This is a genomic window from Sutcliffiella sp. NPDC057660, assembly GCF_042800035.1.
Classification (GTDB): domain Bacteria; phylum Bacillota; class Bacilli; order Bacillales; family Bacillaceae_I; genus Sutcliffiella_A.
This window is the reverse complement of record NZ_JBHVHV010000010.1, coordinates 165,320-182,462: the sequence shown is the minus strand read 5'-3', so window position 1 is coordinate 182,462 and position 17,143 is coordinate 165,320. Positions and strand designations below refer to the sequence as shown.

The window sequence follows — 17,143 nt, the reverse complement described above, 5'->3', positions numbered from 1 at the left end:
ATTTGTATGATTTTATTTAGAGGACTATTATTCTGGGGTAGGGTGATACGAGTGAACAAGAAGCAGATTGTCAAATGGTTGGAGACCATTGCGATATATATGGAATTGAAAGGTGAAAACGGTTTTAAAGTATCAGCCTTCAGGAAAGCGGCGCTGGCACTTGAAAACGATGAAAGAAGCCTAGGTCAGATCGATGATTTTACGAAGATAAACGGCATTGGAAAAGGGACTGCATCCGTCATACAAGAGGTACTGGAGACAGGGAAATCATCAGTATTGGACGAATTGCAGGAGCAGGTTCCAGAAGGGTTGGTTCCATTATTGAATCTGCCGGGTCTTGGCGGAAAGAAAATAGCGAAACTTTATCAGGAATTAAACGTAGTGGATATTGTGACATTGAAAGAAGCATGTGAGTCCGGGAAGGTTCAGGCTCTTGCAGGCTTTGGAAAGAAAACGGAAGAGAAGATACTTGCTGCCATAGAAGAAGTCGGGAAAAGACCGGATCGCCTGCCAATTTCCTTTATGACGGAGATTGCAGAGGAAATAGAAAGACACCTTTCGAAAGTTACCGGAATAGAAGCCTATTCAAGAGCGGGAAGCTTAAGAAGATACAGAGAAACGATAAAAGATCTTGATTTTATCATCTCTACCACGAATCCTGCAGAGGTCCGCGAGCAGCTTGTAAAAATGGACAGGGTGAAGGAGATTATCTCAAACGGGGATACGAAGGTTTCAATTGTGCTTGAATACAACTATGATGTTTCCGTCGATTTCCGAATGGTAGTGCCCATCAGCTTTCCGACGACACTGCACCATTTTACAGGATCCAAGGATCATAATGTACGCATGCGCCAGCTTGCTAAGGACCGAGGTGAGAAAATAAGCGAGTACGGCGTGGAGAATGTGGAAACGGGTGAAGTCACCCATTTCGAAACGGAAGAAGAATTTTTCAAGCATTTCGATCTTCCTTTTATCCCTCCGGAAGTCAGGGAAGATGGAACAGAAGTGGATTATGCAATCAGTAATGGAGAAATTCCGGTTGTTTCCTTGAAAGACATTCAGGGCGACCTGCATATGCATACGACATGGAGCGATGGCGCCTATACGCTCGAAGAAATGATTGAAGCATGCCGTGCCAAAGGATATAAATACATTGCCATCACTGATCATTCCCAGTACTTGAAGGTGGCAAACGGGCTGACCGCGGAAAGGCTGCGTCAGCAAAAGGAAGAGATACGGAAGCTCAATGAAAAATATGATGATATTACGGTACTATCAGGGGTGGAAATGGATATTCTACCGGATGGTTCCTTGGATTATGATGATAGATTGCTTGAAGAGATGGACCTAGTCATCGCCTCCATCCACTCCAGCTTCTCGCAAAAGAGAGAAGTGATCATGGAGCGTTTGAAAGCGGCATTGGAAAACAACCATGTGGACATCATCGCCCACCCGACAGGAAGACTGATAGGTAAAAGGGAAGGCTATGATGTGGATATGGAGATGCTGATTCAATTGGCGAAGGATACGGATACGGCGCTTGAGCTCAATGCCAATCCGCACAGATTGGACCTGGCAAGCAAATATGTAAGAATGGCACAGGATGCAGGGGTAAAGCTTGTAATCAATACGGATGCCCATAGCATCGATATGCTTGAACATATGGAAACGGGAGTTGCAACTGCCAGAAAAGGCTGGATCAGAAAAGAAAATGTCATCAACACCTGGACGGAAGATGAGCTGAAGAGATTCTTATCACGTCATCATAGGTAAGGCAAGCAGAGAAGGGAGTTATGGTCACGTGCAACAGAGAGTACTAAAGGTTTTGGAATTTAATAAAGTAAAAGATAAATTGGCTTCCTTTACAGCTTCCTCATTAGGAAAAGAAAAGGTGGCACAGCTTCTGCCTTCCACCGAATATGCGGAAGTTGTGGAAAGACAGGCAGAGACCGACGAAGCTGCCATGATCCTCAGGTTAAAAGGGGAGGTGCCTCTTGGAGGAATTACCGACATCCGTGCGCATGTGAAGCGAGCGGAAATCGGCGGTACGTTAAACACGCACGAACTATTGGATGTTGCAGGAACAATCTACGCAGCAAGGAAGCTTGATCGTTATGTAGAAGCCCTGCTCGATGATGAAATTGATGTTCCGATCATGAAAAATTACATGGAGCAGTTGAACATCTATCCTGAGCTCGAAAGAAATATTAAAAACTGTATTGATGAGTACGGGGAAGTATTGGATGGAGCAAGTGACAAGCTGCGCGGGATCCGCCAGCAGCTGCGTTCGACGGAATCGAGGGTTCGTGAAAAGCTCGAAAGCATGATCAGATCCTCCAATGCACAAAAAATGCTTTCCGATGCAATCATCACGATCCGTAACGAGCGCTATGTCATCCCTGTCAAACAGGAATATAGAGGGGCTTACGGAGGGATTGTCCATGACCAATCCTCATCCGGTGCGACACTATTTATCGAGCCGCAGCAGGTGGTCGATCTGAACAATGTCCTACAAGAAGCCAAAGTAAAAGAGAAGCTTGAAATCGACCGCATTCTCGCTGAACTGTCACAAGAGGTGGCAGAAGTCGCAAGAGAGTTGTTGGCCAATGTCATGATACTGGCGGATATTGACTTTATGTTTGCTAAGGCGAAATACGGCAAGCATGTGAAAGGGACCAAGCCTGCAATCAATGATGAGAAGTATGTGAGACTTGTCCAGGCACGCCATCCGTTGATTTCTCCGGATGAAGTGGTCCCGAATACAATAGAATTAGGGAAAGACTATACATCCATTGTCATCACCGGTCCGAACACGGGAGGAAAAACTGTTACATTGAAGACATTGGGACTATTGACGATCATGGCACAGGCCGGATTGCATATTCCAGCACAGGACGGCTCGGAAGTCGGCGTCTTCTCGGCCGTGTATGCAGATATCGGGGATGAACAGTCGATTGAACAGAGCTTGAGTACCTTCTCCTCTCATATGGTAAATATCGTGGATATCTTGAAAAAGGTGGACCATAACAGCCTTGTGCTCTTCGATGAGCTGGGAGCGGGAACAGACCCTCAAGAGGGAGCGGCCCTTGCCATCTCCATTTTGGATGAAGTATACAGCCGAGGTGCCTGTGTTATTGCGACAACCCATTACCCGGAATTGAAGGCGTACGGATATAACAGGGATGGCGTAGTAAATGCGAGTGTGGAATTTGACGTCAATACACTAAGCCCGACCTATCGTCTATTGATCGGGGTTCCTGGCCGAAGCAATGCATTCGAAATTTCGAAGCGCCTTGGATTATCCATGGATGTGATAGAACGCGCCAAAGGCTTTGTGAGCGAAGATAGCAACAAAGTGGAAAACATGATCGCCTCCTTGGAAGCTTCCCAAAAGAGGGCGGAAGAAGAGTGGAAAGAAGCCGAGCAAATCAGAAAGACCTCCCAAAAACTGCATGAGGACTTACGAGTTCAGATGCAGGAGCTGAATGAAGAGCGCGATAAGCTTATGGAAAAAGCGGCACTAAAAGCGGAAAAAATGGTGGAAGATGCAAAAGAAGAAGCGGAAAAGGTCATCAGGGAGCTCCGGAAAATGAGAATCGAGCAGCATGCCAATGTCAAAGAGCATGAACTGATTGATGCCAAAAAACGCTTGGAAGAAGCCGTGCCAACCGTCAAGAAGTCAACCTCAACCAAAAAGCAGGAAGCAACCAATCAGACCCTGGAGCCGGGTGACGAGGTAAAAGTATTGAGCCTGAACCAGAAAGGCCATCTGGTGGAAAAGACAAATGATAAGGAATGGCAGGTCCAGATCGGGATCCTGAAAATGAAAGTGAAAACAAAAGACCTCCAGTATGTAAGCAGGCCTAAGCCTGTCGAGACAAGGCCAATAGCTGCGATAAAAGGCAAGGATTATCATGTAAACATTGAGCTGGACCTGCGTGGGGAACGCTTTGAGGATGCATTGATGCGTGTGGAGAAATACATTGATGATGCAACACTTGCTGGTTATCATCGCGTATCCATCATTCATGGTAAAGGAACCGGGGCGCTGCGCATTGGGGTGCAAAATTACTTGAAAAATCATCGCTCTGTGAAAAACTATCGCTTTGGAGAAGCTTCAGAAGGCGGAACCGGAGTGACAGTGGTCGAACTGAAATAACAGGGGGAGCAAACTATGTCTAGTTTCTGGGAGAATGAATTGGTAAGAACGGCAGCCAATTTCAGTGTCGTGGTTCTTTGCATGATTTTATTTCTGGCGATCTTTGAGCTGGTGACGAAATATCATAATATGGAAGAGATCAAAAAAGGCAATATGGCTGTAGCATTGGCAACTGGGGGAAAGATCTTGGGGATAGCCAATATCTTTCGCTACTCCATCCTTGATCATGATACGCTATTTACAATGATAGGGTGGGGGGCGCTTGGCTTCGTCCTTTTACTTTTTGCCTATTTCATTTTTGAGTTTCTGACACCAAGCTTCAATATTGACGATGAAATAAGTAAGGACAATCGGGCAGTAGGACTTATTTCCTTTGCCATATCTGTAGGACTGTCATTTATCATTGGAGCAAGCATCGGGTAAGGAGTTATGGAATGGAAACTTTAGCAAAAGTACTGATTGGACTATGCGGATTGTTTGTATTGATCGGCATCGTATATCTATTTTTTTTAGCATAAGACAGCAGGAGTTTGACTAAATCAATTTTGGTCAAACTCTTTTTTGGTAAGGATGCGCTGCAATTTATCAAAATATTAAAAAAATGTTATAATTTTGATGGGATTACTGATATACTATAACAAAAAGACATGGGCCTATTGTAATAGTACAGGCCGAAAAAGGAGGGAATGAATTGGAACAAGTAGTTAATAAGCCATGGCTCTCGCTTTATCCAAGTGAAATACCTCATGAAATCAACTTCGAAGAAAGAACACTTCAATCCTATCTAAAGGAAGCTGCAATTGAACATCCTTCCAAAACCGCCATACATTTTCTTGGGAAAAAGCTCACTTTCCAAGAGGTGTATGATCAATCTTTGAAACTTGCAAACTACCTGAAAGATCTTGGTGTGAAAAAGGGTGATCGCGTCTCCATCATGCTGCCAAACTGTCCCCAAGCCGTCATCAGTTATTATGGCGTGCTTTTTGCAGGTGGGATTGTGGTGCAGACCAATCCGCTATACATGGAAAGGGAACTCGAATACCAGATAAATGATTCCGGTTCAGAGATCATCATTACACTCGATATCCTCTATCCAAGAGTATCTAAAGTGAAAGCGCTGACAAAACTCAGGGATATCATCGTTACGGGAATAAAGGATTATCTGCCGTTTCCGAAAAATATGCTCTACCCTTTTGTCCAGAAAAAACAATATGGCATCGTCGTGAAAGTGGAGCATAGTGGAGAAAACCACTTGTTTACAGAAGTGATGAAGGAATCCCAGGTTAATGAGATTAATGTGGATATTGACCCGCAGAATGATCTTGCCTTGCTTCAATATACCGGAGGGACGACAGGTTTTCCGAAAGGTGTCATGCTGACTCACATGAACCTGGTTTCCAACACGATGATGAGTGTGAAGTGGATGTATAAATGTAAAAGGGCACAGGAGAAGGTAATCGGGATCTTGCCATTCTTTCACGTATATGGAATGACGGCTGTCATGAATCTTTCCATCATGCAGGCATTTGAAATGGTGCTTTTGCCGAAATTCGATCCAGAGACAACATTGAAAACGATCCAAAAAGAGAAGCCGACCCTATTCCCGGGAGCTCCAACCATCTATATTGCACTCTTGAATCATCCTGATATCCAAAAATACGACCTGTCTTCCATTGATTCCTGCATCAGCGGATCTGCCGCACTCCCTGTGGAGGTTCAGGAACAGTTTGAACGGGTAACCGGCGGTAAGCTTGTAGAAGGCTACGGCCTCTCAGAAGCATCCCCTGTCACCCATGCAAACTTTTTATGGGATGAAAGAGTATCGGGAAGCGTAGGTATTCCATGGCCCAACACTGATTCCAAAATCATTTCCATGGAAACCGGTGAAGAGGCTCCTGTAAACGAAATCGGGGAAATCGTAGTAAGAGGTCCCCAAATAATGAAGGGATATTGGAACCGCAAGGAAGAAACGGAAGCGGTGCTGAAGGATGGCTGGCTTTTGACCGGCGACTTGGGCTATATGGATGATCGAGGTTTCTTCTATGTGGTGGACCGCAAAAAGGACATGATCATTGCAGGGGGCTTCAATATCTATCCTCGCGAGATTGAGGAAGTGCTTTATGAGCATGAGAAAATCCAGGAAGTGATTGTTGCAGGGATACCCGACCCATATAGAGGGGAGACGGTAAAAGCATATGTTGTCAAAAAGCAAGGCGCTGTTCTAACTGAGGAGGAGCTGGATGCCTATGCAAGAAAGCATCTCGCCGCCTACAAGGTTCCAAGACTATATGAATTCAGGGACGAACTGCCAAAAACAGCGGTCGGTAAAATATTAAGAAGAGCGCTAATTGAAGAGGAAAAACAAAAGATCGCAAAATAAAATCAAAAGAAAAAGATGGTGTGAGCATCGTCTTTTTCTTTTTATATATTTTATAGACCAATGATGATTTTTAAGAATCTAGCTGTTGATTGGAGAAATAGGCGAAGACTCCGGCGGGTGTTGCGTTTAGTTGAGACCCCACAGGCGAAGCCGAGGAGGCTCAACAAACGCCCCGCGGAAAGCGCAGCCTAGTGCGGAAATCAACTGCGGTGTTCAATGGACCAAACAACTTTTTATCTCTCATTCTCAGAATAATATGATAAGATAGTAATTGACAGTTCTTTTCGTGTAAAGTATTATAAAATTATGAATGATTATTCATTCATTTTGCAAAAGGAGAGAACAGGTTGAAACAACAACAAAAGCCTAAATACAAACAAATAATAGATGCCGCAGTCATTGTTATGGCAGAGAACGGCTACCATCATGCACAAGTTTCCAAAATCGCGAAACAGGCAGGAGTAGCGGACGGAACCATCTATTTATATTTTAAAAATAAAGAAGACATCCTTATTTCGCTCTTTCAGGAAAAAATGGGGCTCTTCGTCGAAAAGATTCGTCAAGAAATTGCAGGAAAATCGACATCCAAAGAGAAACTATTAACATTGATACAAAAACATTTTTCCATGCTTGCAGCCGACCATCACCTGGCCATCGTCACCCAGTTGGAACTAAGGCAATCGAATAAAGAGCTCCGCTTGAAGATTAATGAAGTGCTAAAAGGGTATCTAATGGTAGTGGATGAAGTTCTGACTGTCGGGAAAGAAACCGGTGAGTTCAGGGAGGATCTGGATGTGCGACTGGCAAGGCAGATGGTGTTCGGTACAATTGATGAGACCATCACCACCTGGGTGATGAATGATCAGAAGTATGACCTGACAGCCATTGCACCGCGAGTACATGACTTGTTGATCAAAGGGTTTGGAGTCACACCTTAAGTGGCTCCGGTTTATACATAAGGAGGAATGGGACATGAATTTTCTACAAGTGAATGTGGAGGATGAGGTTGCCCTCATTACCATTAATAAGGCGCCGGCAAATGCTTTATCGTCCGCAGTTTTGAAAGAGCTCTCAATTGTTCTCGACGGGTTGAAAAATCAGGAGGAAGTTCGTGTAGTGCTTCTTCATGGGGAAGGCAGATTTTTCTCGGCGGGAGCGGATATCAAGGAATTCACCACTATCGAAACTGGTGAAGAGTTTGCGAGGCTCGCTAAATTCGGCCAGGACCTTTTCGAAAAAATGGAAACCTTCCCTAAACCGATAATAGCTGCCATTCATGGGGCTGCTCTCGGCGGAGGGCTTGAGCTTGCGATGGGCTGCCATATCCGTCTTGTAACCAAAACAGCCAAGCTAGGTCTGCCTGAGCTTCAATTGGGGCTTATCCCTGGCTTTGCAGGAACACAGCGTTTACCTAGATTAGTAGGTTCTGCCAAAGCTTTTGAAATGCTATTTACAAGTGATCCTTTGACAGGGGAAGAAGCAGTCTCATGGGGACTTGCGAATCATGCATTTGAAGAAGAGTCTTTAATGGGTGAAGCATTCAAAATGGCAAAGAAAATCGCCAAAAAAGGACCGATTTCTGTGGCTTCTGTCATTGAATTGTCACGCTACTCCAAAACGCAGGAATATCATGACGGCGTAAAAAGGGAAGCAGAGCTGTTTGGAAAAGTATTTACATCAGAAGATGGAAAAGAAGGCATCCAGGCGTTTATAGAAAAAAGAGCTCCCGAATTCAAAGGGAAGTAATTTTTTCTATCTATAAAAAACAGAATATTACTAATAAAACTAATGTTTAAACAGGAGGTACTGTGATGAATATTTATGTGCTACTTAAAAGAACGTTTGATACGGAAGAGAGACTGACGGTGTCAAATGGTGGAATAAATGAGGACGGGGCGGAATTTATCATCAACCCTTACGATGAATATGCAGTCGAAGAAGCCATTCAAGTAAGAGACGCTCATGGCGGTGAAATCACTGTTGTCACTGTTGGTACCGACGAAGCGGAAAAAGAACTTCGTACGGCATTGGCAATGGGTGCCGACAAAGCGGTGCTGATCAATACAGAGGATGATATTCAAAACGGTGACCAGTTCACAACAGCAAAAATCTTGGCGGAATACCTAAAAGACAAGGATGCAGATCTGATCCTTGGTGGAAACGTGGCAATCGACGGCGGATCCGGACAAGTGGCACCTCGTGTTGCAGAACTGCTTGACATCCCTTACGTAACAACGATCACGAAGCTTGAAATCGAAGGACAAAAAGTAACCATCACTCGTGACGTTGAAGGGGATTCCGAAGTAATCGAGACATCTCTTCCATTATTGGTAACAGCCCAGCAAGGGTTGAATGAACCGCGCTATCCATCATTGCCTGGTATCATGAAGGCCAAGAAAAAGCCTTTGGAGGAACTGGAACTGGATGATCTCGATCTTGAAGAAGATGATGTGGAAGCAAAAACAAAGACATTGGAAATCTATCTGCCGCCTAAAAAAGAAGCGGGTAGAGTATTACAGGGCGAGCTTGATGCGCAAGTAAAAGAACTTGTGGCAGCACTTAGAAATGAAGCGAAAGTAATCTAACCTATACAGATAGATCGATACATGGACAGGAGGAGACAAACATGGCAAGAAAAGTTTTAACTTTAGCAGAGGTACGTGAATCGGCATTACGTATTGTTTCATTTGAAGCGATTGCTGCAGGTAAAACAGTGGCAGAGGGTGGAGAAGTTGTTACCGTATTAGTGGGAGAAAGTGTTGGTTCCCTGGCACAGGAGCTTATTGCATACGGAGCGGACCGTGTCATTACCGTAGAACACGCAAATTTGAAAACGTATACATCTGATGGATACGCGCAAGCATTAACGGCTGTCATCGACGCAGAAAAACCGGAAGGACTGATTTTCGGCCACACTGCATTAGGAAAAGACCTTTCACCAAAGCTTGCAAGCAAGTTGAATTCAGGACTTGTTTCCGATGCAACAGAAGTAGAAGAAGTGGGTGGAAACCTAGTGTTCACTCGCCCGATCTACTCAGGTAAAGCGTTTGAAAAGAAAATCGTTACGGATGGTCTTATCTTTGCAACGATCCGTCCGAACAACATCGCAACGCTAGAAAAGGATGAGTCCAGAACTGGCGACGTTTCTTCTTTGGATGTAGATGTAAAAGACCTTCGTACCATCATAAAAGAAGTGGTTCGCAAAGCAACGGACGGTGTCGACCTTTCCGAAGCGAAGGTAGTAGTGGCAGGTGGCCGTGGAGTGAAGAGTACAGAAGGGTTTGAACCTCTAAAAGAGCTGGCTGATGTGCTTGGAGCAGCAGTAGGGGCATCCCGTGGAGCATGTGATGCGGACTATTGCGATTACTCCCTGCAAATAGGGCAGACAGGTAAAGTCATCACTCCTGACCTTTATATCGCTTGCGGTATCTCAGGAGCGATCCAGCATTTGGCAGGTATGTCCAACTCCAAGGTTATCGTAGCAATCAACAAAGATCCGGAAGCGAATATCTTCAAGATTGCGGATTATGGAATTGTTGGAGACCTGTTCGAAGTTGTACCTTTATTGACAGCAGAGTTCAAAAAGCTATTAGTAACAAACTAAGGCAGCGGACAGACCAAGCGAGTGGGGTACACTCGCTTGGTCGTTTTTTATTGGAAAACCGCAAATTAATTTTGAAAAATAGGTTAAAACTAGAGTGAGGCAAATAATTAGCGTCCGTTTTTCGGAAATGCTATACTCTAGCTATATTGAAACTCTGAAAGATAATCCATCTGGCAGAGAGAAACCAATTAACATACGTTAATTGTGACATAAACGTTTAGGAGGAATTATAATGGCTATTCAAAATGTAACAGATCAAACTTTTACGCAGGAAACAAGCGAAGGCTTAGTATTAGCAGACTTCTGGGCACCTTGGTGTGGTCCTTGTAAGATGATTGCTCCAGTACTTGAAGAACTAGACCAAGACATGGGCGACAAAGTGAAAATCGTAAAAGTCGACGTAGACGAAAACCAAGAAACTGCTGGCAAATTCGGCGTAATGAGCATCCCGACTTTACTTGTTATCAAAAACGGTGAAGTGGTAGACAAAGCTGTTGGTTACCAACCTAAAGAAGCTTTAGCAGAACTATTGAACAAACACGCTTAAGCCTAGCTGATAGCGTTCTGAAAGTCCGGTGTCCCTTGTTAATAAGGGTGCCGGGCTTTTTTGTATGAAAAAGTTTGTAAATTATCTTATGTATCCAGCTGTTGATTGGAGCAATAGGCGAAGACTCCTGCGGGAGTTAGCGGTAGGCTGGAGACCCCGCAAGGCGAAGCCTGAGGAGGCTCCAGCACCGCCCCTTGGGTCGCTGCGCCTAGTGCGGAAATCAAAAGCGGTGTTTCAAGAACCTTGTAAGGTTAGCAGATCCAAGATTCATTCAGCCTATGGGGAAATCGCACCAAACTCAAAATGGAACAAAAAAACAGATAGATGTATAATAAAAGGAGACAAATCATTGGTTGGGGTGAAAGGGTAAATGGAACAGAACATAAAAGAAAAGCTTGCGATATTGCCTGACCAACCAGGATGCTACCTCATGAAGGACAGGCAGGGTACCATCATCTATGTTGGAAAGGCAAAGGTCCTGAAGAACCGGGTCCGCTCTTATTTTACAGGCAGTCATGACGGCAAGACGCTGAGGCTGGTAAATGAGATCGTGGATTTTGAATATATTGTCACGTCTTCAAATATCGAAGCATTGATACTTGAACTGAATTTGATCAAAAAGCATAACCCGAAATACAATGTGATGCTGAAGGATGATAAGCGCTATCCTTTTATAAAAATTACCGCGGAGAAGCATCCACGTCTTCTCATCACAAGAAAGGTGGCAAAGGATAAGGGCAAATATTTCGGACCCTATCCGAATGTACAGGCTGCCAATGAAACCAAGAAGCTGCTTGACCGCGTCTACCCGCTGCGTAAATGTATGACCCTTCCTGACAGAGTCTGTCTTTATTATCATTTGGGACAATGCCTGGCACCGTGTGTAGAGGATATATCCCAGGAAACAAATAAAGAGATGGTCGATGGAATTGTCCGGTTCCTTAACGGAGGATATAAAGAGGTCAAGGAAGAATTGACCGTGAAGATGCAGAAGGCCGCAGAGGATCTGGAGTTTGAACGGGCAAAGGAGTTTCGCGACCAGATCCTGAATATCGAAGCCACGATGGAAAAGCAGAAGATGGAAATGAACGACTTTGTGGACCGTGATGTGTTCGGGTATGCGGTGGACAAGGGCTGGATGTGTGTGCAGGTGTTCTTTATCCGACAAGGCAAGCTGATAGAACGGGATGTATCACTTTTCCCGATCTATAATGAACCGGAGGAGGATTTCCTGACATACCTCGGACAATTCTATTCCAAACAGAATCACTTTGTACCAAAAGAAGTGATGGTACCGAATGCAATCGATTTGGAGATGGCGCAGGCACTACTGCAGACCAATGTGATGCAGCCGCAAAGAGGAAAAAAGAAACAATTGGTGGACTTGGCAGAAAAAAATGCCACAGTAGCCTTGGTGGAGAAATTCTCCTTGATAGAACGTGATGAAAAGAGAACAATCAAAGCGGTGGAAAACCTTGGTGAGATTCTTGGAATTGAAACCCCGATAAGAATTGAAGCATTTGACAACTCCAATATCCAAGGGACAGATCCTGTTTCTGCAATGGTTGTGTTCATCGATGGCAAACCGGAAAAAAGGGAGTATCGCAAATATAAGACGAAAAGTGTACAAGGACCGGATGATTACGAATCCATGCGTGAGGTGGTAAGAAGAAGGTACACGAGAGTACTGAAGGAATCATTGCCACTTCCAGACCTTATCATCATTGATGGCGCAAAAGGGCATATGTCTGCTGTAAGGGATGTGCTGGAAAATGAGTTGAACCTCTTCATTCCGATTGTCGGTCTTGCAAAAGACGAGAGGCATCGAACGAGTAATCTGCTGGCTGGAGAGGACGCAATGATCGTGCCTCTTGAACGGACGAGCCAGGAGTTCTACCTGCTCCAGAGAATCCAGGATGAGGTTCATCGATTTGCGATTACATTCCATCGCCAGCTAAGGAGCAAAAATGTCTTCCACTCCGTTTTGGACGATATTCCGGGAGTAGGTGCGACAAGGAAAAAAGCGCTGCTCAAGCAGTTTGGATCTGTTGCAAAACTGAAGGAAGCAACTGTGGAAGAGATTCAGCAGGCGAAAATCCCACGCCCCATCGCTGAAGAAATTTTTAAGAAATTACAGGAATAGGTGTTGTATCTATTCTAGGAGTCTGATATAATCACTATTAATTTCATAATGTGCCACTTCAAATTAATGAAGTGATGATAGAGGTGCGAACTTCAAAAGTATGTAATCGGAGAAGAAAGAGCTTCCGAGAAGATTACGGAAAGGGGAGGATCGCCGAAGTAAAAAAAAGTCTCTTTTTCTTTTTTTTACTGGTTCTGCGTTTAAGAAATGTAGGACTGTCAGGCTGTATTTGTGCTGCCTGGAGAGCTATCTCACGCGTGAACGGTTTTTATATTTTGCCAATCACAGCAATGAGACATAGCTCATTGCTGTTTTTTTTATACCTTCATGCAGGAAAGAGTCATGGTTTAAAGACTCATTTCTTCGCAACGGTGCACCATTGGGCTTTCTATCTTTTACATTATGATGAAATAAACAGAAAAGGGAATGGTGGGTATGTCAACAATTGTTGTACAAAAATTTGGAGGAACTTCTGTCGGGTCTGTTGAGCGGATTCAGCATGTTGCAAAACGAGTTATTACTGAAGTGGAAAAAGGACACAGGGTAGTGGTGGTGGTTTCGGCCATGGGGAAAACGACGGATCAACTTTTAACATTGGCAAATGCAATCAATCCACACCCGAGCAAACGCGACATGGATATGCTGCTTACAACTGGGGAGCAGATCACCATTTCACTTTTAGCAATGGCCCTTCAAGTCAGAGGCCATGAAGCGGTATCCCTGACTGGCTGGCAGGCCGGTATTCGTACGGAGCCTGTACATGGCAATGCCAGAATCACCCATATTGAAACAGATCAGTTGAACAGTCACTTGGCTGCCGGGAAAATTGTGATTGTGGCAGGCTTCCAAGGCATTACCGAGACAAATGAAATCACGACACTTGGCCGCGGTGGTTCCGATACAACGGCTGTGGCATTGGCTGCTGCTCTTGAAGCAGAGAAATGTGATATCTATACAGATGTAACCGGGGTGTTTACGACCGATCCCCGTTTTGTGAAAGAAGCAAGAAAATTGGCGGCAGTATCCTATGACGAAATGCTGGAGCTTGCCAATTTAGGAGCAGGTGTATTGCACCCAAGAGCGGTTGAATTTGCTAAAAATTATGGAGTTCAGCTTGTTGTGCGTTCAAGTATGGAAGAGGAAGAAGGCACCATCATTGAGGAGGAAGTTTCCATGGAAAAGAGTCTAGTAGTAAGAGGAATTGCGTTTGAAGATCAGATTACCCGTATTACCGTATGTGGATTGCCGAATGAGCTACATACCCTATCCACTATTTTTACAACCTTGGCGAAACATAGCCTGAACGTCGATATCATCATCCAGACAAGTATGGATAAAGATACAACCAATATCTCTTTCTCGGTAAAAACGAAAGATGTTGAAGAGACAATCCAAGTACTTGAGCAATATAAAGAACATCTGGGCTTTACCCATATTGAAAAAGAAAGCAACTTGGCGAAGGTTTCCATCGTTGGGTCCGGGATGATTTCCAACCCCGGTGTAGCTGCGGAAATGTTCCAGGTGCTGGCGACAGAAGGCATCCACGTCAAAATGGTAAGTACATCCGAAATCAAGGTCTCCACTGTGGTGGATGTAGGAGTAATGGTGAAGGCTGTGGAGGCATTGCATGTAGCGTTCAAGCTTGGGGAAGAATCTGTGGAGCGTGTGATGAACTGAAAATGAAAGAGGTGGGCATCCTTTTAGTAATCCATTTTGTTTTGAGGTGCTTTTATAAAAATATATGCTGAAATGACAGTCATATGGACATCAATATTTGTAAAGAAACTCGCCTTAGTAATTGGCGAGTTTCTTTATTAGGAATACAAAACAATGTTTAAATAAAACCTCACTCACAGATGATCGGGTCATCTTAATCTTTTTAATTTAATGTCTTGTCCCTTATCGAGGAAGCAGCAAAAGAAAAATAAGCGAAGATTTTCCGGTTAAATGCAGAATGTAGCTTGTTTCGGGGAAAATAAGGGGAGTTTTTCCGCTTACGCACGGTAAAATCCCCCATTTTCGAATTTTACTAGTCAATAGGCGGAATTTCTCCGTCTAATTCAGCCTTTTTTAATAGTAATTACAAATTAAACGGAATTTCTCCGTCTATTTATCAGCTTTAGCGCTTAACCGCATCTCTGAACCGATAAGTGCGAACCGACTTGATCCTAGATGAGGGAATCAGCTGCAAAGATCAATAAATTCGTACTCAAAACGGTACGGTTAATGACAGAAGACTTGGTCAACTCTTTTACTTGTACCATCCTTATTGTCCCTCATAATAATGATGTCAAAGTTAATGAAATTTCTTAAAAAAGTTGAAAAATATAAGAAGAAAAGACGTATGCAAATTTTTGTGTCATTTAATAAGAATACACCTGAAAACGGAACCTTTTACCCTATTGGAGGGTGATCTTTTTTTTGTAGTTTTGTATAATAATATAGATTGAATAATATGCTTGGGGGTTCCAGCTACATGAAGAAAAGCCATGTTATCACTTATGGAGATGCTTTTGTCGATTACATAGCAAAGGATAGAACAAATGAATCATATATTACACACCTTGGCGGAGCCGCATTAAATATTGCGGTAGGGTTGAGCCGGCTGAATGTGCCAATCCACCTTATCACGGTAACTGGTGAAAATGAAACAAGTATGTTCGCCCGCAAGGAGCTAATGAAGGAAGGGGTGGGCCTTGATTATGCGCAAAAGATTCCCGAAAAGCGAGTGAGTGGAGTATATGTGCATCGTTTACCCGAAGGAGAACGAAGCTTCCATAAATATGTGGATGAAACACCGGACATCCAAGTGAAGAAATCCCATATTGATCCCAAAGCATTCCTTCATGCCTCCATCTTTCATATCAGCTCGGGTACCATGTTTCATCCAGTAGCGCTCGAGACCACCCGCCATGCCGTGAATCTGGCAAAAGGAAGTGGCACTTTACTTTCCTTTGATGTGAATATCCGACGGCCACGCTGGGATAGTGATGAACGATGCAGATTTACAATTCGTTCTTTTTTACCAGAAGTGGATATTCTGAAGCTAACGGAAGAGGAGCTATTGTTCCTGACTAAAACTTCGAGTATGGAGGAAGGGATAGCCGACCTTGTACAATTTGATATACCGTTGATCCTTGTGACGGCCGGTGAATCAGGAACTTATGCCGTACAAAATCAAATCACCCATCATTTTTCTGTGGAAAAGGTGGAGACGGTCGATACTACCGGTGCCGGAGATGCTTTCATGGCAGGCATACTACGATATGTTCATGTAAAAGGAATACCAGCCACAGTTGCAGCGCTTAGTGACTGCGTAGGATTTGCCAACCATCTTGGCGCCATTGCCACAACAAAGCAGGGAGCCATGACAGCGATGCCGCGATTGGAAGAAATCGATTCTTTGTCAGGTATGTAGTCGAAAAGCAGTTTGGCACGAACTCTGCGCAGTTCCGCACGAACTAGCCACGGTTCCGCAACAACTCCCCAAACAATGGCACGAACCTAAAGCGGTAGAGCCCACAACACAGAAAAAGAAAAGCGCATGCCTCAGCATGCGCTAGAAAGTATAGGTTATTTGTCCCATTGGACGGTGATGTAGATCTCCTGGCGTTTTTTCTGCTCTTCGATTGCCTCGGCAGTTTTGCCTTTTTGGCGCTGAATCTGTTCTGCAAGAAAGCCGGCTTCAAGCTGGAAGATTGCGTCCTTATTCAACTCAAGGCGTCGCTTCACCATTTCGCCACTTAGGAGGTATTTGATTTCATATTTTTTCTGTTCGATAATTTCAAGCTCTCCCCATCCCGCTTCTTTGAAAAATTGAGAGATCTCTTCCTGGGTGCCAATAGTGAATCGTCTTGCAAGCTGCTTGCCGGACCAATAGATAATCTGTGTGTGATCTTTTCCCAAAAGATCTGGAAGGAGCATGTCCCGTATCAGTTCGTACCCAAAAACAGGGACTTGTAAGGTTGTGTCCATTTCTTCTTGCTGTTCTTGCTGCTTGTTTGCTTCGGTCAATTTACTTCCCCTCTTTCTATTACCCTCATTATATAATAAAGCCCTTTTAAAAATAAATGAAGCGGAAGAAGTATTTTATACTAGAAAAATATTATCTTTTTTTTCTGACATATTAAACCACACTTGACTTTTTCAAAAATTACAATTTTTGTACGCGTTTTCTTGACGCTTCCAATATGGGGGAGTAAAATAAACTTGTCACATATTTGTCGATATATCTGTAAAGGCTTTCATTATATTGAAAGTTTAAAAAAGGGATGCGGGAGTTCGAGTGATTTTTTACTATAATAGATAGT

General features: G+C 43.9%; 13 protein-coding genes and 1 riboswitch. Of the genes, 12 read left to right on the top strand and 1 reads right to left on the bottom strand.

The features are described from left to right. Positions 1–42 precede the first annotated feature (42 nt). The 12 genes from polX to ACFVAD_RS13370 all read left to right on the top strand — a co-directional run bounded on the left by polX (position 43) and on the right by ACFVAD_RS13370 (position 16,251). Positions 43–1,773, top strand: a complete 1,731-nt coding sequence (gene polX, locus ACFVAD_RS13425; RefSeq protein ID WP_386640750.1) for a DNA polymerase/3'-5' exonuclease PolX — start codon at positions 43–45, stop codon at positions 1,771–1,773. Between the two features lie 28 nt (positions 1,774–1,801). Beyond that, a complete protein-coding gene (locus tag ACFVAD_RS13420) occupies positions 1,802–4,159 on the top strand; it encodes an endonuclease MutS2 (protein WP_386640747.1) in 2,358 nt (785 codons plus the stop codon). 15 nt (positions 4,160–4,174) lie between these two features. Beyond that, positions 4,175–4,582, top strand: coding sequence for a DUF350 domain-containing protein (locus ACFVAD_RS13415; RefSeq protein WP_386640744.1), 408 nt, complete (start codon positions 4,175–4,177; stop codon positions 4,580–4,582). 268 nt (positions 4,583–4,850) lie between these two features. Next, on the top strand, positions 4,851–6,539 hold the full coding sequence (locus tag ACFVAD_RS13410) for a long-chain-fatty-acid--CoA ligase (RefSeq protein ID WP_386640742.1): 1,689 nt from the start codon (positions 4,851–4,853) through the stop codon (positions 6,537–6,539). A 347-nt stretch (positions 6,540–6,886) separates the two neighbouring features. Beyond that, entirely contained in the window at positions 6,887–7,477 is a 591-nt protein-coding gene (locus ACFVAD_RS13405) for a fatty acid metabolism transcriptional regulator FadR (protein ID WP_386640739.1), read from the top strand. 34 nt (positions 7,478–7,511) lie between these two features. Continuing rightward, positions 7,512–8,285 (top strand): enoyl-CoA hydratase, encoded by a 774-nt coding sequence (locus tag ACFVAD_RS13400; RefSeq protein WP_386640737.1) that lies wholly within the window; start codon positions 7,512–7,514, stop codon positions 8,283–8,285. Positions 8,286–8,350: 65 nt separating this feature from the next. Then, positions 8,351–9,124: an electron transfer flavoprotein subunit beta/FixA family protein gene (locus tag ACFVAD_RS13395; protein ID WP_386640734.1), complete on the top strand. Its 774-nt coding sequence runs from the start codon at positions 8,351–8,353 to the stop codon at positions 9,122–9,124. Positions 9,125–9,165: 41 nt separating this feature from the next. Next, positions 9,166–10,143, top strand: coding sequence for an electron transfer flavoprotein subunit alpha/FixB family protein (locus tag ACFVAD_RS13390; RefSeq protein ID WP_386640731.1), 978 nt, complete (start codon positions 9,166–9,168; stop codon positions 10,141–10,143). Between the two features lie 232 nt (positions 10,144–10,375). Then, positions 10,376–10,690: a thioredoxin gene (gene trxA, locus ACFVAD_RS13385; protein ID WP_204416222.1), complete on the top strand. Its 315-nt coding sequence runs from the start codon at positions 10,376–10,378 to the stop codon at positions 10,688–10,690. Between the two features lie 370 nt (positions 10,691–11,060). Beyond that, positions 11,061–12,833 (top strand): excinuclease ABC subunit UvrC, encoded by a 1,773-nt coding sequence (gene uvrC / locus ACFVAD_RS13380; protein WP_386640727.1) that lies wholly within the window; start codon positions 11,061–11,063, stop codon positions 12,831–12,833. Between the two features lie 70 nt (positions 12,834–12,903). After that, positions 12,904–13,090, top strand: a riboswitch (Lysine riboswitch). A 178-nt stretch (positions 13,091–13,268) separates the two neighbouring features. Continuing rightward, the gene (locus ACFVAD_RS13375; protein WP_386640724.1) at positions 13,269–14,510 is read left to right on the top strand and encodes an aspartate kinase; all 1,242 of its coding nucleotides are present in this window, start codon (positions 13,269–13,271) and stop codon (positions 14,508–14,510) included. Positions 14,511–15,309: 799 nt separating this feature from the next. Beyond that, the gene (locus tag ACFVAD_RS13370; protein ID WP_386640721.1) at positions 15,310–16,251 is read left to right on the top strand and encodes a carbohydrate kinase family protein; all 942 of its coding nucleotides are present in this window, start codon (positions 15,310–15,312) and stop codon (positions 16,249–16,251) included. A gap of 155 nt (positions 16,252–16,406) precedes the next feature. Here the strand turns inward: ACFVAD_RS13370 and ACFVAD_RS13365 are convergent, their stop codons facing one another. Beyond that, positions 16,407–16,847 carry a YslB family protein gene (locus ACFVAD_RS13365; protein WP_386640719.1) on the bottom strand — a complete coding sequence of 147 codons (441 nt, stop codon included), beginning with the start codon at positions 16,845–16,847 and terminating at the stop codon, positions 16,407–16,409. Positions 16,848–17,143 lie beyond the last annotated feature (296 nt).